Annotated in this window: 20 protein-coding genes; 7 read left to right on the top strand and 13 right to left on the bottom strand. The window is 61.0% G+C overall.

Going from position 1 to position 22683, the window contains the following annotated elements:
• A partial coding sequence (locus HBO23_RS33690; RefSeq protein ID WP_222938112.1) for a hypothetical protein occupies positions 1-181 on the bottom strand: 181 nt, incomplete at its 3' end.
• Positions 178-2241: a transketolase gene (gene tkt / locus HBO23_RS26180; protein WP_170040294.1), complete on the bottom strand. Its 2064-nt coding sequence runs from the start codon at positions 2239-2241 to the stop codon at positions 178-180. The genes tkt and HBO23_RS33690, both read right to left, overlap by 4 nt.
• Positions 2242-2415: 174 nt before the next feature.
• Between tkt and HBO23_RS26175 the strand changes: the two genes are divergently transcribed.
• Positions 2416-2640 (top strand): DUF465 domain-containing protein, encoded by a 225-nt coding sequence (locus HBO23_RS26175; RefSeq protein ID WP_017135936.1) that lies wholly within the window; start codon positions 2416-2418, stop codon positions 2638-2640.
• A 146-nt stretch (positions 2641-2786) separates the two neighbouring features.
• Here HBO23_RS26175 and HBO23_RS26170 read toward each other — a convergent pair whose 3' ends face one another.
• Complete coding sequence (locus HBO23_RS26170; RefSeq protein WP_169987633.1) at positions 2787-4163, bottom strand: VOC family protein; 1377 nt, start codon at positions 4161-4163, stop codon at positions 2787-2789.
• A gap of 288 nt (positions 4164-4451) precedes the next feature.
• Between HBO23_RS26170 and HBO23_RS26165 the strand changes: the two genes are divergently transcribed.
• From HBO23_RS26165 to HBO23_RS26155, 3 genes are all read left to right on the top strand, one after another.
• The gene (locus HBO23_RS26165) at positions 4452-5861 is read left to right on the top strand and encodes an OprD family outer membrane porin (RefSeq protein ID WP_017135934.1); all 1410 of its coding nucleotides are present in this window, start codon (positions 4452-4454) and stop codon (positions 5859-5861) included.
• 132 nt (positions 5862-5993) lie between these two features.
• Complete coding sequence (locus HBO23_RS26160) at positions 5994-8630, top strand: glucosidase (RefSeq protein WP_170040292.1); 2637 nt, start codon at positions 5994-5996, stop codon at positions 8628-8630.
• A gap of 305 nt (positions 8631-8935) precedes the next feature.
• Complete coding sequence (locus HBO23_RS26155; RefSeq protein WP_170040290.1) at positions 8936-9529, top strand: hypothetical protein; 594 nt, start codon at positions 8936-8938, stop codon at positions 9527-9529.
• A gap of 63 nt (positions 9530-9592) precedes the next feature.
• On the opposite strand, the gene HBO23_RS26150 is transcribed toward HBO23_RS26155, so the two are convergent.
• Together HBO23_RS26150 and HBO23_RS26145 are read right to left on the bottom strand one after the other, a co-directional pair.
• Positions 9593-9907, bottom strand: a complete 315-nt coding sequence (locus HBO23_RS26150) for an SCP2 sterol-binding domain-containing protein (protein ID WP_095016621.1) — start codon at positions 9905-9907, stop codon at positions 9593-9595.
• 56 nt (positions 9908-9963) lie between these two features.
• On the bottom strand, positions 9964-10674 hold the full coding sequence (locus tag HBO23_RS26145; RefSeq protein ID WP_138451131.1) for a histidine phosphatase family protein: 711 nt from the start codon (positions 10672-10674) through the stop codon (positions 9964-9966).
• 193 nt (positions 10675-10867) lie between these two features.
• On the opposite strand from HBO23_RS26145, the gene sohB reads away from it, so the two are divergent.
• Positions 10868-11893, top strand: a complete 1026-nt coding sequence (gene sohB / locus HBO23_RS26140; protein WP_017135929.1) for a protease SohB — start codon at positions 10868-10870, stop codon at positions 11891-11893.
• Between the two features lie 119 nt (positions 11894-12012).
• On the opposite strand, the gene HBO23_RS26135 is transcribed toward sohB, so the two are convergent.
• Positions 12013-13527 carry an MFS transporter gene (locus HBO23_RS26135; RefSeq protein WP_170040288.1) on the bottom strand — a complete coding sequence of 505 codons (1515 nt, stop codon included), beginning with the start codon at positions 13525-13527 and terminating at the stop codon, positions 12013-12015.
• Positions 13528-13677: 150 nt separating this feature from the next.
• On the opposite strand from HBO23_RS26135, the gene HBO23_RS26130 reads away from it, so the two are divergent.
• Positions 13678-14577 carry a LysR substrate-binding domain-containing protein gene (locus HBO23_RS26130; RefSeq protein WP_170040286.1) on the top strand — a complete coding sequence of 300 codons (900 nt, stop codon included), beginning with the start codon at positions 13678-13680 and terminating at the stop codon, positions 14575-14577.
• Here the strand turns inward: HBO23_RS26130 and dhaL are convergent.
• The 7 genes from dhaL to HBO23_RS26095 form a co-directional block, all read right to left on the bottom strand.
• Positions 14534-15181 (bottom strand): dihydroxyacetone kinase subunit DhaL, encoded by a 648-nt coding sequence (gene dhaL, locus HBO23_RS26125; protein WP_017135926.1) that lies wholly within the window; start codon positions 15179-15181, stop codon positions 14534-14536. The genes HBO23_RS26130 and dhaL overlap by 44 nt on opposite strands.
• A gap of 3 nt (positions 15182-15184) precedes the next feature.
• Positions 15185-16186 carry a dihydroxyacetone kinase subunit DhaK gene (locus tag HBO23_RS26120; RefSeq protein ID WP_017135925.1) on the bottom strand — a complete coding sequence of 334 codons (1002 nt, stop codon included), beginning with the start codon at positions 16184-16186 and terminating at the stop codon, positions 15185-15187.
• Positions 16187-16381: 195 nt separating this feature from the next.
• Positions 16382-17497: an erythritol/L-threitol dehydrogenase gene (locus HBO23_RS26115; RefSeq protein WP_017135924.1), complete on the bottom strand. Its 1116-nt coding sequence runs from the start codon at positions 17495-17497 to the stop codon at positions 16382-16384.
• 27 nt (positions 17498-17524) lie between these two features.
• Complete coding sequence (locus HBO23_RS26110) at positions 17525-18280, bottom strand: SDR family oxidoreductase (RefSeq protein ID WP_170040284.1); 756 nt, start codon at positions 18278-18280, stop codon at positions 17525-17527.
• 139 nt (positions 18281-18419) lie between these two features.
• Positions 18420-19427, bottom strand: coding sequence for a substrate-binding domain-containing protein (locus HBO23_RS26105; protein WP_017135923.1), 1008 nt, complete (start codon positions 19425-19427; stop codon positions 18420-18422).
• 34 nt (positions 19428-19461) lie between these two features.
• Positions 19462-20439, bottom strand: a complete 978-nt coding sequence (locus HBO23_RS26100) for an ABC transporter permease (RefSeq protein WP_017135922.1) — start codon at positions 20437-20439, stop codon at positions 19462-19464.
• On the bottom strand, positions 20436-21923 hold the full coding sequence (locus tag HBO23_RS26095; protein ID WP_170040282.1) for a sugar ABC transporter ATP-binding protein: 1488 nt from the start codon (positions 21921-21923) through the stop codon (positions 20436-20438). The genes HBO23_RS26100 and HBO23_RS26095 overlap by 4 nt, the downstream gene beginning before the upstream one ends.
• Before the next feature lie 283 nt (positions 21924-22206).
• Between HBO23_RS26095 and rpiB the strand changes: the two genes are divergently transcribed.
• Positions 22207-22668: a ribose 5-phosphate isomerase B gene (rpiB, locus tag HBO23_RS26090; RefSeq protein ID WP_016969738.1), complete on the top strand. Its 462-nt coding sequence runs from the start codon at positions 22207-22209 to the stop codon at positions 22666-22668.
• Positions 22669-22683 lie beyond the last annotated feature (15 nt).

Below are 22683 nucleotides of genomic sequence, written 5' to 3'. Positions count from 1 at the left end.
CCAGCTTGGTCATGACACTGGCTGGTGCTTGTTTTTCAAACCGTTCTAAAACCTTTTCCCACATAGCTTCGTCGTCCTGACTGAATTGATTAGGGGATTTTAAACCAAGACCTTGAAAGGCATGGCTGTAAGAGCGGAACCATACGCCGCCGTTACCTAAATAACGGATATGCCCCCTCAACGCCCAGTCAGTCGAATCTGCTCCTTGGCCTGCTTCACCACATTCTCCACCGTAAACCCAAACTTCTCCTGCAACTTGGCCAACGGCGCCGACGCGCCAAAACTGTTCATCACCACCTTGGCGCCAGTCTGCCCAACGTAGCGGTCCCAACCCAGCGGGCCTGCCTGTTCCACTACCACACGGGCTTTTACCGCGGGCGGCAAGACACTGTCGCGATACGCCTGATCCTGGTCCTCAAACAATTCCCAACTGGGCATCGACACGACCTGAGCGGCAATGCCTTCAGCTTGCAACTGCTCATAAGCCGCCACCACAAGGCTCACTTCACTGCCGGTCGCCAACAGCAGCACCTCAGGCTTATCGGCACCCGCCAACACATAAGCGCCTTTGGCCGCCCCAGACGCCGCCGCATACTTTGTGCGATCCAAGGTCGGCAACGCCTGGCGCGACAACACCACGCAGCTCGGCCGATGGGTTTGTGCCAGGGCCACCTTCCACAGCTCCAACGTCTCGTTGGCATCGCCGGGGCGCAAGGTGAGCAACCCCGGTGTGGCGCGCAGTTGCGTCAGGTGTTCGATGGGCTGGTGCGTCGGGCCGTCTTCACCCACGCCAATCGAGTCATGGGTAAATACGAACACCACTGGCAATTCCATGATTGCCGCCAGGCGGATCGGCGGTTTCATGTAGTCGCTGAACACCAGGAAGGTCGAGGTGTACGGCCGCAGGTAGCACAGCGCCATGCCATTGGCAATCGCGCCCATGGCGTGCTCGCGGATGCCGAAGTGCAGGTTGCGCCCGCTGTAGTCATCGGCACTGAAACGCCCGGCGCCGTCGAAGGTGAGGTTGGTCTTGGTCGATGGCGACAAGTCCGCCGAGCCGCCCAGCAGCCAGGGGATTTGTTGTGCGAAGGCATTCAGCACTTCGCCGCCGGCGGCGCGGCTGGCGATGCCCTTGGCGTCGGTGTCGAAGTGGGGCAGTTCGTCCTGCCAATGCTCCGGCATTTCGCCGGCGCGCATGCGGCGCAATTCATCGGCCAGTTCCGGTTCGTACTGCTCCAGCTGCGCCAGGTGTTGCTGCCAGGTTTCATACAGCGGCTGGCTGCGTTCCAGCAGCGCATCGCGCAGCACCGTGCGGGTGTCGTCGGGCACCAGGAAACTGGAATCCTGCGGCCAGCCGTAGGCCGCCTTGGTCAGGCGGATTTCTTCCTCGCCCAATGGCTCGCCATGGGCGGCGGCGGTGTTGTGTTTGTGCGGTGAGCCGTAGCCGATCACGCTGTCGACCACAATCAGGGTTGGCGCGCCGGTGTTGGCCTGGAAGGTTTCCAGCGCTGCGCTCAGGGCTTGCAGGTCGTTGGCATCGGTGACGTGCAAGGTGTGCCAGCCATAGGCCTGGAAGCGCTTGATCACGTCTTCGCTGAACGCCAGCTCGGTGTGGCCTTCGATGCTGATGGTGTTGTTGTCGTAGATCCAGCACAGGTTATCGAGCTTTAAGTGCCCGGCCATCGACGCCGCTTCGCTGCTGATGCCTTCCATCATGTCGCCATCACCGCACAGGGTGTAGACGTTGTAGTCGAACAGCACCTGGCCGTCGCGGTTAAAGCGTTTGCCCAGCCAGCGTTCGGCCATGGCCATCCCGACGCTGTTGGCGCAGCCCTGACCCAGCGGGCCGGTGGTGGTTTCCACGCCGGTGGTCATGCGGTACTCGGGGTGGCCGGGGGTCTTGGAACTCATCTGCCGGAACTGCTTGATGTCGTCCAGGCTGATCGCCGGCTGGCCGGAGCGCTTGCCGTGGGCATCAATCTCAACCACACCGGCCAGGTGCAGCAGCGAATACAACAGCATCGAGGCGTGCCCCACCGACAAGACAAAGCGGTCGCGGTTAGGCCAATCCGGATGTTCGGGGTGGTAACGCAGGAAGCGGCTCCACAGCGTGTAGCCCACCGGTGCCAGGCCCATGGGCGTGCCGGGGTGGCCGGAGTTGGCCTTTTGCACGGCATCCATGGCCAGGGTGCGAATGGTGTTGATGCATTGGGTGTCGACAGCAGTGGCAGCGTGAGTCATGAAACCGTTCTCCCTCGGGTGGCGATCTACAGTGGAGGGCAGGGCACGGCAAAGGTTTGATCCCATCATGCGCATTACGACGAACGGGACCGCCTTGACCCAAGACATGACAAGACCCCTTGGAATGGGCTAGTTTCAAGGCGTAGGCCATTGATCAACTTGCGGAGGTACTCCATGCCAGTGAAACACGACCTGTATCAGGATTTGGGTTTGAGCAAGGAAGAGGTCGACGGGCGTCGGGCGAAAAATCCCCATTTGAACGCGCTGTTTGATAAGTACAACACCGTCGATGAGCTGGTGGTGAGCGCCGAAAAGGCATCCGGTAGTGATGAGGCGTTGAAGAAGCTGAAGGATAAACGCCTGTTGGTTAAAGACGAGATCAGGGACTTGCTGCAATAAAACGTCCTACAGGACGCGGACATATTTGTTCAGAATTGTCTGAGCGACAGCCGGCGTTTCACTGCTTATGATGCCGGCCGTCCACCCGGCTCTGGGGACTGTTGCGGCGCAAGGATTGCGCTGCTGAGCCGGGCGGGCATCCTATTTCATGCACGCAGCGCCTGGATGCATTCATCCATGGAGCGCTGCTGCGTCTCGGCATACAGCTTCAATTCATCAATCGTCCGGCGGCCCAGCGCCTGCTCGAATTGAGCCTGGTTCGAATGGGCTGTGTAGTGACTTTGCGCCGCATCGCCCAGGTTCGACTGGAAAATCCCCGCCGCACTCACCGGCAGAAAATCCTCATACACCAAAGGCTCCACCGCCACGTGCCCGGCCGCCATCAAGGCCTCCAACGTTTGCGGCTGACCGGCCTGGCCGCGTGCCGCCAAGCCTTGCTCGGTCACGAAGTAGCGGAAATACGCCAGTTCCTGTTCACGCATCTGCGCGTGGTTATCGGGGAAGGCCTGGAAGTGTTGCGCCATCAATTCGACGTAACGTGCAGCGTTGCCCTCATTCGGGAAGGCGCCCAGTTCGTCGCGCGCCGCGTTCAGCAACTGGTCGTACAGGGCGCGACCCTTTGGCGTCAACGCCACACCCCGTTGTTCTATTTCGCCGAAGCGCGCGCTGTGGCTGCCTTTTGCGTCGGTAAACGCGATGGGCTCGTCGAGCGCCTTGAAGCTGGTCTGACGCAGCAGGATCGGGCACTGGCGACGTGGCGGGCCTTCGATCACGGCTTTGGGCGTGATGCCTTTGCCGGGCATCGCGGCCTGCACCTGATCGATGTCCAGAGTACGTGGGGTCAGGTGATTGATGTGCGGACCTTTGAACGCCACCACGTCGGCGATCAGGCGATGCTGGTCGCTCAATTGCTGGTATTGGGCGCCGGTCACGGTGGCGGTGTGGTGCCAGCGAAAGGTTTCCAGGGCCTCGCGGATAAACGCTTGGGCATCCGCGGCGTTGAGGCCACCGTCGCGTTCGGCTTGCTCGATCAGCGCCAAGGCGCCAGGGGTGAAAATCGAGCGTTTGGCCAGGGCGCTTTCGGCGAAGGCGCGCAGCTCGAGGTTTTCGATCAGTTCCAGGCGTAGCAAGGACGTAAAGACGCGGAACGGGCTGGCCTGCAGCGCCTGTTCATGCACAGCGCGAAAGGCGGTGGAATGCACCGGCACACCGGCGGGTGTGAGGTCGTAATAGCCCACCGGCTGCATGCCCATCACCGCAAACAGACGGCCGATGGTGACCAGCTCATGGGCGGTGCCCAGGCGGATGGCGCCGTGGCGTTCCATGGCCAGGCGCTCCATTTCACCGGTGCGCTGCAGTTGTTTGGCCAGGCCGGAATCACTGTCCAAAACCCGCGTGTTGGTCTCGGCCACCAGCTCCATCAGCGCGCCATAAAGCGGAACTTCATCTCGGTACATGTCGGACATGGCCCTGGAAAAGTCTTTGCGAATCTCGTCGGGGCTGACATACGCGGCACTTGGCATAGAAAAATTCCTGAACACGGTGGTGAGGGTGCGGCCTTTCTCTGGATTCTGTTGGGCTTTAAGGGGGCTGGCAAACGAAGAATCCTCAGGACTTCATTCTGCAAATGAATGAAATGACATGAATATGACAAAAATCGGCGCCAGGAAAATTTCATTTTCACGGGTACTTTCCTAACTAATTCTTCACGAGGCGCGCCCCGGTCCTCATGAAACAATCGTTACGTTTGTAGGGATGAAAACGCCGTTTGCACACAACGCACATAAAAAAATGTTTAGGGGCCGTTACACATGAAAATTTCTACACTGGCGTTATCCATCACCGCAGCGTTGCTCGCGCAACACGCGTGCGCTGATGACTTCGGGCTCGGTTCTCTGGGCACGGGCACGGGGCACAGCGGTTTCCTTGAAGACAGCCATGCGGCTGTCAGTTCGCGGACCATGTACTACAGCGCCGACAACCGTTCGGGCACCAACAACGATCTGCGCGAAGCCGCGACCTTGCTGCGCTTTGACTACAAATCCGGTTACACCCAAGGCACCCTTGGCGTCGGTTTCGACGTGATGGCGTTCGGCGCCTTGCGTCTGGACGGTGGCGACGGCCACGCCGCAGGCCCGGGCCTGGCGGGTAACGGCAACAGCTTCTTCCCGACCAAAAACAACGGCACTGAACCCGCCGACAGTTTCAGTCGCGCTGCGGGTAACGTGAAATTCCGTATTTCCCAGACCGAGTTGCACGTCGGTGGCGGTTTGGCCCCGGTGTTGCCTATTCTGGTTTCCAACGACAGCCGTGTGGCGCCGCAGACCTTCGACGGCGGCATCCTGACCTCCAACGACATCCCTAACGTGACCTTCACCGGTGGTGAGCTCAACCGTGCCGAAGGCCGTGCTTCCAGCAACGCCACGGGCTTGAGCGTTGCCGGCGGTACCCGCGACAGCGACAGCTTCAAGTTCGGCGGTGTGGACTACAAGCCGTTTGGCTCGTCCGACAACGCCATCGCTAAAAACCTGACGTTGCAGTACTACTACGCCGACCTGCAGGACTTCTACAAACAGAACTACTTCGGCCTGGTTCACGTGCTGCCATTGGGCAATGACCAATCGTTCAAGACTGACCTGCGTTACTTCGACAGCACCAGCGACGGCAAAAACGGTGACGCCGGCTACCAGTTCAACAACAACGGCGGCTACGCCAAGCACGCCGGTGAAGTGGACAACAAAACCTACAGCGCCGCGTTCACCTACCAGTTGGGCGGCAGCAGCCTGATGCTCGGTCACATCGGTGTGAGCGATGACGGCGGCTTCGTCTGGGTCAACCAGGGCAGCATCGCTGATCCAAACGCACAAGGCGCGGGCGGCAGCGACTTCTACCTGTTCACCGACGCCGTGGTGGGCCAGTTTTCCCGCGCGGGCGAGCAGGTCAATTTTGGCCAGTACTCCTACGACTTCAAGGCCCTTGTGCCAGGTTTGAAAGCCTCCGTGGCGTACCTGGACGGCACGGGCATCAAGTCCAAAGTGGCCGGTGGTTCGGATCAGAAAGAAAACGAAACCGACTTCCGCCTGGACTACGTGGTGCAGCAAGGCCCGCTCAAAGGCTTCGGCACCACCTTCCGTACTGGTACTTACAAAGGTCACAACACCGGCACTGCGGACCAGGACCAGACGCGCCTGATCTTCAACTACACCTACGCGATCTTCTAAGCTCGCGCCGCCACAAACGGAGGCCGCCTAGTCAGCGGCCTCTTTTTTTTGCGCGCGCGAACACGACTTCATGTGCATCCGCGCACGGATGGGTTTTACACTGCCCCCACTGTGTCAGTGATGGAGGACCCAATGACGGCCACGCCCGCAACCAACATCCTTGCAACCCTTGAAGGCCAGCGCCTGGCCGCCGAAGACGCCGAGCGCTGGCGCGAGTGGGGCCCGTACCTGAGTGAACGCCAATGGGGCACGGTGCGCGAAGACTACAGCGCCGACGGCGATGCCTGGGCCTACTTCCCCCACGAACACGCCCGCAGCCGCGCCTACCGTTGGGGCGAGGACGGCCTGGCCGGCTTCAGCGACAAGGCGCAACGCTGGTGCCTGGGCCTGGCGCTGTGGAACGAGCGTGACAGCATCATCAAGGAGCGCCTGTTCGGCCTCAACAACGCCGAGGGCAACCACGGAGAAGACGTTAAGGAGCTGTACTTTTTTGTCGACGGCGTGCCCAGCCATGCCTATATGCGCATGCTCTACAAATACCCGCATGCGGCGTTTCCCTACGCCGACCTGATCGCCGAAAACGCCCGCCGTGGGCTTGAGGATGCCGAGTACGAAGTGCTCGACACCGGCGTATTCGAAGACAACCGCTACTGTGATGTAACGGTTGAATACGCCAAGCATCAGCCCGACGATATTTTCATGCGCGTCACCGTGCACAACCGCGCGGACCAGCCGACGCGTGTGCAGGTGCTGCAGCAACTGTGGGCGCGTAATGACTGGAGCTGGACCTTTGACGCGCCCAAGCCGCAGTTGCGCCTGGACGGTGAACGGGTGCTGGCCCGGCATCATGAGCTGACCGATCGCCATCTCAGCGCCTGGGGCGAGGACGGCCTGGAGTGGCTGTTCTGCGAAAACGAAAGCAACTTCCCCAAGCTCGATGGGCAACCGGCGCAGGGGCCGTTCAAGGACGGCATCAACGACTACGTGGTGGGCGGCGCAGACTCGGCAATCCGTCGCGACACGGGCACCAAGGTCGCCGCGCGTTTCAGCCTCGAACTGGCGGGCCAGCAGAGCAAAACCCTGTACCTGCGGTTTGCGCCGGTGGACGCGCCTGAGGTCAATGCACGCAAGCTGTTCGAGCTGCGTCGCCAGGAGGCGGACGACTTCTACGCCGCCTTGCAGCAAGGCATTGCCGATGCTGACGCGCGCAATGTGCAGCGTCAGGCCCTGGCCGGGTTACTGTGGTCCAAGCAGCTCTACTACTTTGATGTAAACCAGTGGCTCGACGGCGACCCGGCCCAACCCGCGCCGCCGCCCGAGCGCCTGCACATCCGCAATACCCATTGGCGGCACTTGTCGAACTTCGACATCCTGTCCATGCCCGACACCTGGGAGTACCCGTGGTACGCCTCCTGGGACCAGGGCTTCCAGGCCGTAGCGATGGCGCTGATTGATCCGGGGTATGCCAAGCAACAGCTGTTGTTGCTGGTCAAAGACCGTTTTATGCACCCCAATGGCCAGCTGCCGGCGTATGAATGGCGTTTCGACGACGCCAACCCGCCGGTGCATGCCTGGGCCAGTTGGCGCGTGTATCAGCAGGACAAGGCGCTGACCGGCGTGGGTGACATGGATTTCCTCGAGCGGATTTTCCACAAGCTGCTGCTGAATTTTTCCTGGTGGGTCAACCGTAAGGACGCCGAGGGCCGCAACCTGTTTCAGGGCGGCTTTTTGGGCCTGGACAACATCGCCTTGTTCGACCGCTCGGCCACTTTGCCGCCCGGCTACCAGCTGGATCAGGCCGACGGCACCGCGTGGGTCGCCGCCTATGCCCTGGACCTGATGCGCATCGGCCTGGAACTGGCCAAGCGCAATGGGGTGTACGTGGATATCGCGGTGAAGTTTTTCGAGCACTTCCTGTACATCGCCGGTGCGATCAACCGTGTCGACGACAGCGCCGAAGGCTTGTGGGATGAGCAGGACCAGTTCTTCTACGATGTGCTGCACCGCCCGGACGGCCAGAGCGAGCCGGTGCGCCTGCGCTCCATCGTCGGCCTGATGCCATTGTTTGCCGTGTTGGTGCTGGAGCAACGCGAGCACGAAGGCCTGCAAGGCTTGCGTGAGCGGCTGTTGGGCTTCATGAAACACCGGCCTGACCTCGCCAAGCTGGTGTCGCGCTGGAACGAACCGGGGCAGGGCAACCGCCTGTTGCTCGCCTTGCTACGCGGCGAACGCACCAAGGACCTGCTGCGGCGCATGCTCGATGACCAGGAGTTTTTGTCGACGTTTGGCGTGCGCTCGTTATCCAAGGCCTTCGCCGAGCAGCCGCTGGCGCTGAAGATGAATGGCGACACCCTGTGCGCGCGCTACCAGCCCGGCGAGTCCGACTCACGTTTGTATGGCGGCAACTCCAATTGGCGCGGGCCGCTGTGGATGCCGGTGAACTACATGCTGATCGAATCGCTGCGCGAGTTTCACCGCTACTACGCGGATAACTTCTCGGTGGAGTACCCGACGGGCAGTGGTTATCTGGCGTCCCTTGAAGAAGTGGCCGACAGCCTCAGCCAGCGCCTGACCCGCTTGTTTTTACGCGATGAAAATGGCCTGCGCCCGTCGATGGCGGGCTATGCTCAATTGGAAGCAGACCCGGCCAGTCGCGATCTGGTGTTGTTCCATGAGTATTTCCATGGCGAAACCGGGCGTGGGTTGGGGGCGTCGCATCAGACCGGGTGGAGTGCGTTGGTGGCGTTGTTGCTGCAGCCGAAAAGCTAAGCCGCACCACTGATTCACTTTTCTGTGGGAGCTGGCTTGCCATCAGCCACACACGGGTGGGCTGACCCACCGCTATCGCAGCATAGGTATCTACACAACCGGTTAACACGGAGTCTGTTGCAAGCCTGCTCGCCACAGGAGAAATTGGCTGCCTTCAAAAGTTGTGTAGATACCTATGGCTATCGCAGGCAAGCCAGCTCCCACATTAAAACTACATCGCTTGTGAAATGACGGGCAAAAAAATCCCGCCACCAAGAGGTCTGAATCAGGTAAATTCGCCGCCCCTTCAGACAAGGATGTAGACGATGGCGAATGTTATCGCGCGGGTTGGCAGTGCAGGCCTATTGGGGGTATTGCTGCTCACCTGCGGTGTGTTCATGACTTCACTGTATTCCCGAGAAAGCGCCGCGGCCCCGCTGATGATGCATTGCCGCGAATGCGAGAAAGGTGACGACACCTTCGATGCAACAAAGTGGTTCAGCAGCGGCATGTACCGCCTTGAAACGGATATTGTTCCCAACCCGATGCGGTCGATGACTCGCACTCATCCGGTGGTCTTCAAGGCCAAGGACAATGACCAACTGGTCGAGGCCGCGCTGCGTGGAATCAGCGATGTGCTCCCATCCTTCGATTCCCGCACGTTTGAAGCACAGTGGCCCGTGTTAACCGAGCGCGTACGTTACAGCTACAGCTTTTTTATGGCGCCTGATGAACCCCGGGACCTCTATGACATGTACTTGCAAGTGGGCAAATACAAGCTGGTGATCGTGGTTGGGCTTGACGTCAATACCGGTGAAATCACCGCCGAGTATGAAGGGCGTGTGATTCGTGAAAACGATGGTAATGACCCTGCGTACATGGACACGTTTGAAGAAATGGATGACGCCAACACCCGCTGACCGGGAGGCTGGCTGAACGAAAAATCCCGCCGAAAGGCGGGATCTTTTTTGAGCGCGGCGTTATCAGGCCGGGAACAGCTCGCTCAGTTTCATGGCCAGCATCATGTCGCCTTCGGTGCGCAGCTTGCCGCTCATGAAGGCCTGCATGCCGTCGGTCTCGCCGCTGACGATGCCTTCCATGGTTTCGCCGTCGGTCACCAGGGTAACCTGGGCGTCAGGGTTTTCGCCTTCCAGCAGTTCGCAGGTGTTGTTCTTGACCACCAGCGAGAAGTTCTGGGTGTCGTCGATACGGAAACCGAACACCAGGTCCAGGCCGTCGGCAGCGGCTGGGTTGAATTTGGCTTTCATTGCTTCTACAGCTTTGGCTACGTCAGTCATGGTTTCGATCCTTTAAGGTAGAGTCCAGTGACCTTGGGGTCACGGTTGGCCGCAATTCATCGGAATGTGATGAGCTGCGGCGCCTTCAACAGTTGCAAGTGGGTATGACTGTTGAAGGAAGCCAGTGCCACCTCGCGACCACGGAATTTAAGCTGGTTGAGCGAGGTGTTAACAATTTGCCAGTTCAGTTCAAAGGCCTGTGCGGCAGGCATTCGGGTAATCAGGTGGAGCAGGGCGGTAATGGTGCCGCCGGAAGTAAACACGGCGATCTTGTCGGTGTTCTCGGCTGCTTCCAGGATGCGTTGCAGGCCGCCCTGCACACGTTCCACGAAACCCAGCCAGCTTTCCAGACCGGGTGGGTCGTAGGTGCCGGCCAGCCAGCGCTCGATGATCAGGGCGAAAATGCGCTGGAACTCACTGCGGTTTTGCGCAGCGTTGCGCAGGATATCCAAGGCGTGAGGCTCGGTGGTCAGCAGGTCGGGGAGCAGGGCGCGGATGATCGCTTCGCCGTCGAATTCGTTGAAGGCCGGGTCGATTTCCAAGGTTGGGGCTGACAGGCCGAGGGCACGGTATTGATCGAATGCGGCGGAGGCAGTGTGCTGCTGGCGACGCAGGTCGCCAGACAGGCAGCGGTCAAACGTCAGACCCAGGTCGGCCAGGTGGCGACCGAGTACTTGCGCTTGCTCTACGCCGACGGGCGACAGGACGTCATAGTCGTCTGCACCGAAGGAGGCCTGGCCATGTCGAATCAGATAGATGCTGCCCACGTCCGTTTTCCCGGTACGTTGAAAGTCTGGCGAGGTTATGAGGATGGCAGGGAGCTGTCAATGAAAAAACATACGCTTGTTTTAAAAGCGCGTTAGAGGACGACTGCTGGCGGTTTGAGCACTGGTCCGAAGGCGGTGCCGTCGGTATGCTGGGGCCATCCGCGCCTGGCGCCGTGCTTTTTTAAGGAGACATATGGATTTTTTGGCCGAATACGCGAGCTTTCTGGCGAAGACCGTCACCCTGGTGGTCGCTATTCTGGTGGTACTGATCAGTTTCGCCGCGCTGCGCAGCAAGGGGCGGCGCAAATCCGCCGGCCAATTGCAGGTCAGCAAGCTCAATGATTTCTACAAAGGCCTGCGTGAGCGCCTCGAGTCGAGCCTGCTCGACAAGGACCAGCTCAAGGCCCTGCGCAAATCCGAAAGCAAGACCGAAAAGAAGAACAGCAAGAAGAAACCCGAGGCCAAGCCACGGGTATTTGTGCTGGATTTTGACGGCGACATCAAGGCCTCGGCCACCGAGAGCCTGCGCCATGAAATCACCGCGCTGCTGAGCCTGGCCACGCCGAAAGACGAAGTGGTGCTGCGCCTGGAAAGCGGCGGCGGCATGGTGCACAGCTATGGTCTGGCCTCGTCGCAGCTGGCGCGTATTCGTCAGGCCGGCGTGCCGTTGACCGTGTGCATCGACAAGGTTGCGGCCAGCGGCGGCTACATGATGGCGTGCATAGGCGAGAAGATCATCAGCGCACCCTTTGCCATCCTCGGCTCCATTGGCGTGGTGGCGCAGCTGCCCAACGTCAACCGCCTGCTGAAAAAGCACGACATCGACTTTGAAGTGCTGACCGCCGGAGAGTACAAACGCACCCTCACCGTGTTTGGCGAAAACACCGAGAAGGGGCGGGAGAAGTTCCAGGAAGACCTGGACATCACCCATCAGTTGTTCAAGAACTTTGTGTCGCGCTATCGCCCGCAGTTGGCAATCGATGACGTCGCGACCGGAGAAGTGTGGCTGGGTGTTGCAGCGCTCGATAAACAACTGGTCGACGAACTGCAAACCAGCGACGAATACCTGGCGACCAAGGCCAAGACGGCCGAGGTGTTCCACCTGCACTACGCCGAGCGTAAAAGCCTGCAAGAACGCGTGGGCCTGGCGGCCAGCGGCTCGGTGGACCGTGTATTGCTGACCTGGTGGAGCCGGTTGACCCAGCAGCGATTCTGGTAACCCACATCTGAAGACCCAGGTGATCCATGTGGGAGCGGGCTTGCCCGCGATGGCGGTGGCATAGGCAACATAGTTGTCGGCTGATACACCGTAATCGCGGGCAAGCCCGCTCCCACATTTTAGTTTTGCGCCAGGGCGGGTATAGGCTTTCGCATCAACGTCCCCACCACCAACGCCCCCAGCAACCCCAACAACCCCGCCACCCACAACACCCCGCTGAACCCACCCACAAACGCCTGTCGGGCCAATGGCTGCACCATCGCCCGCGCCGGTTCCGGCAGCAAGCCCATCGCCGCCGGCATATCCCCGGCCACCACTCGCGACGCAATCCCCGCCACTTGCGCCTGCCATTGCGGGTCGATACTTGTGCTCAGCAACTGCTCACTATGGCTGCTCAGCAACGCCCCATACACGCCGATGGCCAACATGATCGCGCTGAAACGCATGGTGGTACTCATGCCCGACGCCATGCCCGCGCGGTCACGTGGCACGCAGGCCATGATGTTTTTCTGCGTATCGCCATTGAGCAGGCCCGCACCGGCGCCCGTCACCGCAATCGCCAGCGCGAAGGGCAGATAACCGCCCGCATTGACCGCCCAGGCGCTTAACAGGTTGCCGCAGCCCACCAGAATCAAACCGGTTACCATCATCGTTGCAGGCGCAAAGCGTCCGGCCAGCCGTGCACCGATGCGTGGGCAAATAAGCATGGTCAGGGCAAACGGCAACATACCCAGACCCGACGCTATGGCCGAAAACCCCAGACCGTTTTGCAGATAAAACGGCAGCAACGTCATCATCACCTGAGCGCACCCGGCGTAGGCAAACATCCCCAGCAGCGCGCCGATAAAACGCGGATGGCGGAACAGCTGCAAGTCGACCATAGGCCGCTGTTGCACACGTTCGACCAGCACAAACACCCCCAGCAACACTGCGCCGCCAATCAGGCGTGCGTAGGTCAGCGGGTTATCCCAGCCGATGCGATTGGCCTCGATCAAACCCCAGATCAGGCACAACAGGCTGGCACTGAAGGCCAGGCTGCCCCATGGGTCCAGGCGTGCCGATTGAGTGTCGCGTGATTCGGGAATCGCCCGCAGCGCCAACGCCATCAACCCCAGGCCCACGGGCAGGTTGAGGTAGAAGATCCAGCGCCAGCCCAAGTACTGGGTGATCACGCCGCCGAGCGTCGGCGCGGCGGTCATCGCCACGCCCATGCAGGCACCCCAGAACGCCCAGGCTTTGGCACGCTCTACTTCATCGTGAAAGGTGTGGCCGATGGAGGCCAGGGCAGCGGTCAGCAGCAAGGCTGCGCCGACACCTTTGACGGCGCGGGCGATGTCCAGGAGCAACGCATTCGGTGCAGCGCCACAGCCCAGCGAGGCGAGGATGAAAATGCTCAAGCCCCAGATCAGCGACCGCTTGCGACCAAAGCGGTCGGCGATGCTGCCGGCGGGCAGCAATAACGCGGCGAACGCCAGCATGTAGGCGCTGACCACCCACTCGATATCGGCGAAATTCGCACCCAGGTCGCGCGCAATACTTGGCAGCGTGACGGCGACGATATTGGTGTCGAGCACAATCAGCGAGCAGACGCCGGAGGCGGTCAGCAGGGTGAGGCGCGGGCTAACCCGGCTCATGGCTTGATTGCCTTACAGGTAATATGGGAAACACAGTTGACGTGCATCGCAAGGGCTCTCTAGTGTGGAAGTACGTTGAGCTTATCTCCGGCTATGCTCTGTTTTATTAGCTGGAACCCTGCACTTCATTACCTTTGAGCTAATGCCTGAATGGAAATCCGCCATTTCCGCTACTTTCTCGCCGTCGCCAGGCAGCGCAATTTCACTCGCGCGGCTGAGCAACTGGGCATCGCGCCGCCGACCTTGAGTCGCCAGATCCAGGACATGGAAGCCACGCTGGGCACGCGCCTGTTTATCCGTCAGCAACGTGAAGTCAGCCTCACTGAAGCCGGCGCCGCGTTGTTGATTGAGGCCGAAGCCACCGTGCGCCAGTTCGAGTTCGCCCAACGCAATGCCCAGCGTGCCGGGCGGGGAGAAATCGGGCATATCGAATTGGGCTATGTGGCGTCGGCGGTGTATTCGGGGCTGCTGCAAAAACAAATGCAGGCGTTCAGCCAGGCGTTTCCCGATGTGAGTGTGAATGTGCGCGAATGCGCAATGGCGACGTTACCCAGTGCTGTAGCCGATGGGCGTTATGACATCGGCTATATCCGCTCGCCCATGACCTTGCCCGACAGTGTGGAGGCGGTGCGCCTGGACAGCGAAGGCTTTGTGTTGGCGCTGCCTCAGGATTCCTGGCTGCTGGGGCTCAAGGCCATCGGCTGCGAACACCTGCAAAACGAGACGTTTATATTGCCGGAACAAATCAGCGGCACTTTGCATGTCGCGGCGCAGGGTGGTTTCGCGCCGCGCCTGGGGCCGCAGCCGGGCGGGTTGGTTGCGGTGGTGGCGTTGGTGTCGTTAGGGCAGGGCGTGGCGGTGGTGCCGGCATCGATGGTCGGGCATGTGGGTTTGCCGGGCGTGGTCTACCGCACGATTCATCAGGATGATGCAGCGTTGTCGTGGCTGTCGCTGATTCACCGGCGCTTTGAAAAAGCGCCGGCGGTGGCGCGTTATATCCAGCAGGTCAAGCAGTCAGCCGGGGCTGCACGGAATCGGCCAGGCGCGTAAGAATCAGGCAGCACGACACCGCCCCCGCATCCAGTACACCCAGCGAGCGCTCGCCCAGGCGGCTGGCGCGACCGATTTTGGCGATCAGGTCTTTGGTCGAATCGCGCCCTTGGGACGCGGCGGTTTTCATCGCCTCCAGCGCATCATTAAACGACGCGCCACTGGCATGCGCACGCTCAAAGGCTTCAACTGCCGGGATCAGCGTGTCCATCAAGCACTTGTCGCCCACGCCCGCTTCGGTGATGTCCTGCAACGAGGTCAGGCCGCCGCGCAGCAGGTGGGCAAAGGTTGCCGCGTCGATGTCATCGCTGCTGCGCACTTCGTCGGCCATGCCGATAAACAGGCTGCCATACAGCGGCCCCATGGAGCCGCCGATGCCTTCCATCAGGCTCAGGGTCAGTTCATCCAGAGCTTCGGCCAGGGTCAGTTGGCGACCTTCGAGGCTGCGCCCGCAATGGGCAAAGCCCTTGGCCATGTTGATGCCGTGGTCGCCGTCGCCAATGGCGCCGTCAATTTCACTGAGGTATTCACGGTTGGCCACGATCACGCTGACCAGGTCAGCGACAATGGCGCTGCCGTCGCGGGTGGAAAAGTGCTGGCTCATGGTTCACTCCGCCTGGGTCATGCCGATGGAACGGCAGGGTTGGTCGATCAGGGTTTTAAGCTCCGCGTCGAGGCCGAGCAGGGTCAGGGTCACGCCCATCATTTCCAGGGAGGTGAAGTAGTTGCCGACGTAGCAACGGTGAATCTTCAAACCCTTGGCCTTGAGTTGGCTTTCGACCTCGGCGTAGAACACATACAGCTCCATCACCGGCGTGGCGCCCAGGCCCGAGACCAGCACCACCACACTGTCATCCTGGCTGAAATCGCGGTCGGCGAGGATCGGCGCGAGCATGCGCTCGGCCATGGCGGCAGCCGGTTCAATGGCGATCACTTCAATGCCCGGTTCGCCGTGATGGCCGATGCCCAGTTCCATCTGGCCATCGGGAATCTGGAAGTTCGGTTTGCCCACGGCCGCAATGGTGCAGGGCGTGAGGCCGATGCCGATGGAGCGGCAGTTATCCACGGTTTTCTGTGCGACGCGAATCACGCCATCCAGGTCGTAATGCTGGGCAGCCGCAGCGCCGCCGATCTTCCACATGAATATTTCGCCGGCCACGCCACGGCGCTTGGCGATATCGGCCTTGGGCGCGGAAGCCACGTCGTCGTTGGCGACCACGGTGCGGATGCGCATGTCTTTGCTGGCAGCCATTTTCATGGCCAGCTTCACGTTCATGTTGTCGCCGGCGTAGTTACCGTACAGGCAGGCCACGCCCGCGCCATGGTCAGCGGCGCGGAAGGCGTCGAAAAAGCTTTTGGCGGTGGGTGAAGAGAAAATCTCGCCGACGGCCACGGCATCCACCAGGCCTGGGCCGACGTAACCGAGGAAGGCCGGTTCATGGCCGGAGCCGCCGCCGGTGACGATGCCGACGCGGCCGGCTGCCGATGGCTTGGCCTTGGTGATGACCCTTGGGTTGGTTTCGTACTGGCGCAGCTCGGGGTGCGCGACCAGGATGCCGCGCAGCATGTCCTCGACCACTTGGTCCGGATCGTTGATGACTCGATTCATAACGCGGGTTCCTGTTCTTGTTCTTGAAGGGCAACACTTTTAATTGTGAAAGCTGGCTTATTGTGGCGAGCAAGCTTGCTTGCGCTGGGGTGCGAAGCGCCCCCAAAAAGCCGCAGACCGCTGCGCAGTCAGCGGGAGCAAGCTCCCTCGCCACAGCAAGCCCGGCTCCCACAGGGTCAGGGGGTGTCGCTGAAGTCAGGGTTGCAGGACTACTTTGAGCGACTTGTCCCCACGCTCCATCACCGCAAACGCTTCCTTGAAGTCCGCCAACGCAAACTTGTGAGTCACCACGTCGCGCATGTCGATCTTGCGGTTACCGATAAAGTCGATGGCGCGCGGGTACATGTACGGCCCCAGGTGTGAACCCAAAATATCCAGTTCCTTGCGGTCGCCGATGATCGACCAATCTACCGTGGCCTCGTCATTGAACACGCTGAATTCGACGAAGCGCCCCAGTTTGCGCAGCATCGCCAGGCCCTGGTTCACCGCCTTGTGGTGCCCGGTGGCTTCGATATAAATGTCGCACCCATAGCCGTCGGTGATCGCGCGGATTTTGGCCATCACGTCGACTTCCGCCGGGTTCCACACTTCGTCGGCGCCCATGCGCAGGGCGAGGGCGGCGCGTTCGGGTTTCATGTCCAGCACGATGAGCTTTTTCGGGTTGCGCAGGCGCACCGCGCCGATAATGCCCAGGCCCAAGGTGCCGGCACCGGCGACCACCACCACGTCGTCATGGTCGACATTCGCGCGCTCGGCCGCGTGCAGCGAGCAGGCCAGCGGCTCGATCAAAATGGCTTCATCCGGCGCGATGGATTCCGGGACTTTGTGGATGATGCCTTCCTTGGTAAAGATCATGTACTGGGCCATGGCGCCCTGCACGTTGTTCTGGAAACCGTAGAGGTCGTGCTTCTGGCACATCCAGTACTGGCCGTGGTTGCAGAAACGGCAGCCCCAGCACGGCACGATCTGCTCGGAGATCACTCGGTCACCGACTGCCACGCCACGTTTTTCTGCGCCTGGGCCGAGGGCAACCACACGGCAGACGAACTCATGCCCCGGAATCATCGGCGGCTTCACATAGCGCGGTTGCTCGGCATCGCCCCAGAACGACGGCGCGCCGCGATAGGTCTTGATGTCACCCATGCAGATGCCGCACAGCTCGACTTTGGTGAGAATCTCGTCGGGGCCGGGCGTGGGCACGTCGACAGTTTCCAGGCGATAGTCTTCCGGGCCGTGGCAGACCACGGCCTGCATGGTTTTCGGGATGACCGGGGAGAGGTGTTCAGGTGTGCGTTCGGTGGCGGTGGACATAGCAAAAACCTCACGACAAAAGATGAATTACTGAATGCTGTAGCCGCCATCGATCACCATGTTGGCGCCGGTGATCATCTGCGCGGCGTCGCTGAGCAGGTACAGCGCCAGCCCGGCGATTTCTTCCGGCTGGGCGAAGCGGCCGGCCGGGATCTGCAATTTGGCCTTTTCACCCACTTCACCGGCCCAGGCTTTTTTGCCCAGGGCGGTCTCGACGATGGTCGGGGAAATGGCGTTGACGTTGATCTGTGGCGCCCATTCCATGGCCAGCACTTTGGTCATGCCGACGATGGCGGCCTTGCTCGCGCAGTAGGCGACGTGACGGTCCAGGCCAATCACGGCGGCCTGGGAGGCCAGGTTGACGATGCGCCCGCTGCCCTGCGCCAACATGTGTCTGGCGCAGGCCTGGGCCACAAAGAAGCTGGCCTTGAGGTTGATGTCCAGGGTGGTGTCCCAGGCGCTTTCGCTGACGTCGATGGCCTTGTCCAGCAACACCACGCCGGCGCTGTTGATCAGGTAATCCAGGCGCTGGAAATGTTCGAATACGCTGTCGATGGTGCGCTGTATCTGGCCGATCTGGCCGAGGTCGACGGCAATACCCAGGTGGCCGTCGCCCAGGCTGGCCGCGACGTGCACCACCGCCGGGTCGCGGTCGAGCAAGGCCACGCGGGCGCCGCGTTCCACCAGCAGGTGGGCGCAGGCCAGGCCAATGCCGGCGGCGCCGCCGGTGATCACCGCGCAACGGCCGGTGAGGTCGAAGGCTTGGTTCCAGAATCCAGACATGAATGACTCCATTTTCGAAAGCAGTTGATCGTTCCCACGCTCTGCGTGGGAATGCCGCCTGGGACGCTCTGCGTCCCGATGTTGGGTGACGCGGAGCGTCACGGGATGCATTCCCACGCGGAGCGTGGGAACGATCAAGCTACTTGCCGCCGCTGACTTGTTGGTACAGCGCATCGGCATTCGCGTTAGTGACGGGCACCCACGGCAGGATGTAGTTCTTGGCGGTGCCATCGCCCCATTTCACGTCCTTGCCGTAGCGCTCCCAGATCACCGATTGCGGCTTGTAGTCCTTGCCGGCCAGTGCGCGCAACGCCACATCCAGCGCGCCTTGGGATTGGGCCTGGGCGTCTTGCAGGAAGGTGGTGACTTCGTCTTTCTTCGCCGCCTGGATCGCGTCCGGCATGCCGTCGATAGAGGTGACCGGCACGTCTTTGGAGGTCAACCCGTGGGACTTCAGCGCCTGCACGGCACCCAGGGCCATATCGTCGTTTTGCGCGATCACGCCGTTGATGCCTTTGGGGTGCGCGTTCAGCCAGTCTTCGGTGAGGGTCAGGGCCTGGGCGCGGTCCCAGTTGGCGGTCTTTTTCTCGATGATCTTGATGTCCGGGTGCTTGCTCAGCACTTCCAGCTCGCCTTTTTCCCGATCGATCTGCGCCGACTGGCCAATCGGGCCCTGGATGATCACCACATTACCTTTGCCGTTGAGCTTGTCGACCATGGCCTGGGCCTGCAGGCGGCCGCCTTCCACGTCGTCGTTACCCACATAAGGCACGGAGGCATCGGCTACTTTCGTATTGGAGGCGATGACCACCACGTCGTTGCTCATGGCTTGCTTCACGGTGCCGACACCGGCCTTGGTGTCGATCGGCACGAACAGGATGGCGTCGTAGTGCTGGGTCACCATGTTTTCGATCTGGTTGTTCTGGGTCAGGGCGTCATAGTTGCCGTCGAACACCGTCAGTTGCACGGTGCCGTCTTTGACCGCCGGGTGTTCTTTCAGCTCGCGGACCCAGTTCTGCATGAACTGGCCCTTGAGGCCGTAGACGGCCGCGCCGATCTTGTAGGTCTTGCCATCGGCGGCAAAGGCAATGCTGCTGGCGAGCAGGGTGAGGGTCGCCGCGGCGGCCAAAGTGGTACCAAGTTTCATGAGTAGAACTCCGGTTATTGTTGTGGGTCGTTCTCTAGCGTTTTTTCTTGCGCCACACGTCGATCAGTACTGCGAACACGATGATCAGGCCCTTGGCGACCTGCTGGTAATAGGAGGACACGCCGAGCAGGTTCAGCCCGTTGTTGATCACGCCGATCAGCAGCGCACCAAACAGCGTGCCGACAATGCTGCCGGTGCCGCCCGACAGGCTGGTGCCGCCGATTACCACGGCGGCAATCGCGTCCAGCTCATAAGAAACCCCGGCCTGGGGCAGGGCGGAGGTGGTGCGTGCCGAGAGCACTACGCCGGCCAACCCGGCGAGCAGACCCGAGACCACGTACACCGAAAACATCACCTTGCGCACGCCGATACCCGAGGTGCGCGCACTCTTTTCATTGCCGCCCACCGCGTACACGTAGCGGCCGTAAGTGGTGTAGCGCAGCACCATCCAGAAGATCAGTGCGACCACCGCAAAGATCACGATGGGTACGCCAATCGGGCCGATCTTGCCGATGCCCAGCGCCAGGTAGGCGTCGGGCAGGTCGGTGATCGGGCTGCCGTCATTGAGGATGAAGGTCATGCCCCGCGCGATGCTGAGCATGCCGAGGGTGGCCACGAACGGCGGGATCGACAGGTTGGCGACCATAAAACCGTTGACCACACCGAGCATCGCGCCGGCAAACATCCCCGCACTGACTGCCGCCAGCAGGCCATAACCCTGGGTCGCAACCATGGCGCTGCACAGCCCGGCAAAGGCCAGGATCGAGCCCACCGACAGGTCGATGCCTTTGGTGAGGATCACGTAGGTCATGCCTACGGCCAGGATGCCGTTGATCGAGGTCTGGCGCAGGATGTCCATCCAGTTGCGCCAGGTCATGAAGTATTCGCTGGAAAACGCCATCACCACGCACAGCAGGATAAACACCAGCGGCAGGCCGAAGCGGTCGAGGGACAAGCGCAGGCGATTGCGCGGCGCGGTGGTCATGGGCGGTGCGATGGTTTTGGCATTCATGAGGCAAGACTCAACAAGGCTTCCTGGGAAAGGGCGGTGTCGGTGCTGATGGTCACCAGTCGGCCGCCCTTGAATACGGCGATGCGATCACTTAAATGCAGCAGTTCCGGGGCTTCGGACGACACCACGATGGCAGCGCCACCGGCGCGCACGAACTGGTCGAGCAGGTGGTAGATCTCCTGCTTGGCGCCTTCATCGATGCCACGGGTCGGCTCGTCGCAGAGCAGGCACACCGGCTCGGTCGACAGGCATTTGGCGAGCACGACTTTCTGCTGGTTGCCGCCGCTCATGGACGCTACCGGCAATTCCAGTGAACTGGTCTTGATCTGCAGGCGCTTGACCATGTCCTCGGCCAGTTGGGTTTCCTTGCGCGCATTGATCAGCGACCAACTCGACAGGCGCTTGTAGGCCGACAGTGCAATGTTGGACAGAATGCTGCCGGTGAGCACCAGGCCGCTGTCTTTGCGGTCTTCGGTGACCAGCGACATGCCGGCGTTGATCGTGGCTTTGGGCAGGCCGATGGGCATGGGCTTGCCTTGCAGGGTCACGCTGCCGGAGTCCGCAACCGTCAGCCCATAGATGCAGTTGAGAAACTCGCTGCGCCCCGAACCCATCAGCCCATAGATGCCGAGGATTTCGCCCTGGCGCAGTTGCAGGCTGATGTCGTGGAACTCGCCATTGCGGCTCAGGTTATCGACTTGCAGGCAGGTAGTGGCGGCGCATTCGCGGCCGACCTTGTGGTCGATGCGTGTCAGCTCCTGGCCGACAATCCCGCGCACCAGGTGGTTGCGGTCGATATCGGCCATGCGCCCGCTTTCCACAAAGGCGCCGTCACGGAAGATGCTGTAGTCGTCGGCGATCTGCGCCAGCTCGCTCAAGCGGTGCGACACGTAGACGATGCCGGCGCCGCGCGCGGTGAGGCGGCGAATGGCCTTGAACAGGGTTTCCGCTTCGCGCTCGCCGATTGCCGAGGTCGGTTCGTCCATGATCATCACCTGGCAGTCATGGCTGAACGCCTTGGCGATTTCCACCAGTTGAATCTGCGCCACGCTCAGGCGGTGCATGGGGCTGGTGGCATCGACCTCGAATTCCAGGCTTTCGAGCAGCTCGCGGGTGCGGCGGTTGAGGGTCTTGCTGTCGACGATGCAACCGGCGCGGCGCGGTTCGCGGCCCAGCCAGATATTTTCGGCGACGGTCATGTAAGGGATGGGCTCCAGTTCCTGGGTGATCATCGCGATCCCCGCCGCCAGGGCTTCACTTGGGCGGTTGAACTGTACGGGCGTGCCGTTGAGCAGGATGGTCCCGGCGTCACGCTGGGTGATGCCCATCAGGATGCTCAGGAAGGTCGACTTGCCGGCGCCATTGCCGCCGCACAGCGCATGCACGCTGCCGGCCCGCAGAGAAAGGCGCCCGTCACGCAGGGCAGGCACCCCGGCGTAAGCCTTGGCGACGTGTTCAGCCTGGAGCAGTAATGGCGTGGCCATCGGCGTGTCCTCGTGCTGTGAATTCTTATTAGGTCGCACAGTCATGTTTTGCTGTGATCATATGTGTATCAAATGAAATTCTGATCAGTCAATCGCTTTCACTAAAAAGTTATAAATACGCCTGTTTGCGCAAATCAAGCCTGTTTATACGGCTTTGACTAGGAGGTCAGCTAAAACTCGCTTGACAGAAGGGCCGCAATACCCGAGAAATAACTGAGCGAAATTTCATTGACTGATCAAATGATCAGTCTAAAGCACCTAAACGGCAGCGGAGCCAGACGCCATGAACACACCTTTCCCGGTGGCTATCGGATGCGATGAAGCGGGTTTTGAGCTCAAAGAGCTGTTAAAGCGCCATATCGAGGCGCTGGGTTACCCGGTGACCGACTTCGGCACCCACTCCACCGCGCCGGTGCTGTACCCGGACATCGCGCTGGCGGTGGCCACCGCCATCAATGCTGGGCAGCAACGCCTCGGCGTGCTGGTATGCGGCACCGGGATTGGCATGGCCATCTCGGCCAATAAAGTGCTGGGCATTCGTGCGGCCCAGGCCCACGACACCTATTCGGCGGAGCGCGCCCGCAAGAGCAACGATGCACAAATCCTCTCTATTGGTGCACGGGTGATCGGCGCCGAACTGGCCAAAAGCATCGTCAAATCGTTTCTGGAGTCGGAGTTTGAGGCGGCGCGTTCCGGGGCCAAGGTCGAGCGTATCAATGCGATCGAGCGCGATGGGCATCAGTAGTGGACGGGACGGGGC

The organism is Pseudomonas sp. WS 5532 (assembly GCF_012985445.1).
Classification (GTDB): domain Bacteria; phylum Pseudomonadota; class Gammaproteobacteria; order Pseudomonadales; family Pseudomonadaceae; genus Aquipseudomonas; species Aquipseudomonas edaphica.
This window is presented reverse-complemented; position numbering and strand designations above follow the sequence as displayed.